The 1,821-nt window shown below is 52.9% G+C and carries 1 protein-coding gene and 2 pseudogenes; 1 reads left to right on the top strand and 2 read right to left on the bottom strand.

Annotated elements, in window-relative coordinates; translation table 11 throughout:
* Positions 1-122: 122 nt before the first annotated feature.
* Positions 123-596, top strand: a complete 474-nt coding sequence (locus RCH09_RS19575; protein WP_326942816.1) for a sensor histidine kinase — start codon at positions 123-125, stop codon at positions 594-596.
* 62 nt (positions 597-658) lie between these two features.
* Here RCH09_RS19575 and RCH09_RS19570 read toward each other — a convergent pair.
* Both RCH09_RS19570 and RCH09_RS19775 read right to left on the bottom strand, forming a co-directional pair.
* Positions 659-1,330: pseudogene (locus RCH09_RS19570) on the bottom strand (IS6 family transposase).
* A gap of 317 nt (positions 1,331-1,647) precedes the next feature.
* Positions 1,648-1,821 (bottom strand): annotated as a pseudogene (locus RCH09_RS19775) (DDE-type integrase/transposase/recombinase); the annotation flags it as partial.

Here is a 1,821-nt window from a genome sequence, read left to right as displayed (position 1 = left end):
TGTGCACTTTCCGCTTCTTTATTTCCGCCATTCGCCGCTACCCTAACGTGAGAAACATAGCTTAAACCGCTGTCTCAAATCGTGGGTCCACTTTATACACCAGAACACAGCTGGGTGGAAAAATGCCTATCGTAAAAGTGCTTGCTGACCTGAAAATTATTTGCCAGTCAGCTATTGACGATGCCAGCGCGCTGCATCCTGAATGTGTATTTAAGTTCACTACAAAAGGCGAGTTGCTGGACGACTTCGACAGTGGACGGCTCCAGCAAGTGTTTTCTAATCTGCTCAATAACGCAGCGCAATATCACGATAAGGAAAGCGCGATCACAATTTCGGCGCAAGGCGAAAGTGACGCGATCATTGTTAAAGTGTCTAACTCAGGCTCGGTAATTCCGGCCAAGTCGCTTCAGGCGATCTTCGATCCGTTAACCCAGCTTTCATTGAGCGATCAACAAGAAGACCGACCGTCGACCAGCTTGGGACTGGGTCTCTTCATCGCACGCGAAATCACGCTGGCACATGAAGGGACGATAGACGTAGCTTCTAGCAAGGAGCAGGGCACCGTATTTTCCGTTCGCATTCCCCGGACGAAATAAATTTGATTCTGTCGCGTTGTGCGGCACGAGACGGAATTTTCCGTGCTGAACATGGCTGCGGTTTAAGCAGTACGGACTTGTCCTGCCAAGGCATAAAACTGGTTTGCAAATGACATGACGGTGCCATCGGTAGCGAACTGGCCCTTTCGAATCATGTGCATGAGTTCAACGCCAGCAATAACCTGGGCTGCGCATCGGAATGACTTGAAGCCCAGCATCGGCCTGGTCACCCGTTTGATTGCACGATGGTCCTGCTCGACGATGTTGTTGAGGTACTTAACCTGGCTCACCACGATCGGTACGTCGCGGCCGGTGTTGATCGCATCGATGGCCGCCTTGTTGGCGCCGCTCTTATCCATCGCGACCTTGTCAGGTTCGCCGTTTGCTCCCATGGCCTTGTCGAAGAAGCGCTTCGCCGCAGCCATGTCGCGCTTCGCCGTCAGCAGAAAGTCGACAGTCTTTCCTTGCTTGTCGACGGCGCGATAGAAATATTTCCAGACGCCCTTGACCTTGATGTAGGTCTCATCCATGCGCCAGCTCCCGCCGACCGGGCGCTTGTGTTTGCGAGCCATTTTCTCGATGAGCGGCAAGAAACGGATCGCCCACCGGTTGATCGACGAATGGTCAACCGACACACCACGCTCTTCCATCATCTCCTCGAGGTGCCGGTAACTCAGCGGGTAAGCCACATATCAGCGGATGCAGAGCAGGATCACGTCGGTCGGAAAGCGCATCCCTTTGAAGTTGGGGTGCCAACAGAATTCGGAAAAAATAGCACGCTAAGACATTACGCAAACGAAAATTTACATACGACCAGAGCTTTTAGCCGCTCAGAGGGAGTAAATCGATATACAAAGCTGTAAAGCGTGCCTTGGCAGCCTCAAAAGCTTTGTGCAGCGGAGTAGATCAGATTCGACAAGCCATATCACCGTCAGTGGGCCCAACTAGGCAGCCGCCTGTGCCGCGGCGCTTGCAGCGCACTTGGTGAACATTTCAACCGTTTGCTCCTGCGCGCAGACCTAAGCGTGCTATTTTTTCCGAATGCTGTGTTCTCCCCAGGTTCGACGTTTGCTTCCATGGCCTTGTCGAAGAGGCGCTTCGCCGCAGCCATGTCGCGCTTCGCAGTCAGAAGAAAGTCGACAGTCTTTCCTTGCTTGTCGACGGCGCGATAGAGATATTTCCAGACGCCCTTGACCTTGATGTAGGTCTCATCCATGCGCCAGCT

Source organism: Actimicrobium sp. GrIS 1.19 (assembly GCF_035984655.1).
GTDB lineage: Bacteria > Pseudomonadota > Gammaproteobacteria > Burkholderiales > Burkholderiaceae_D > Actimicrobium.
This window is presented reverse-complemented; position numbering and strand designations above follow the sequence as displayed.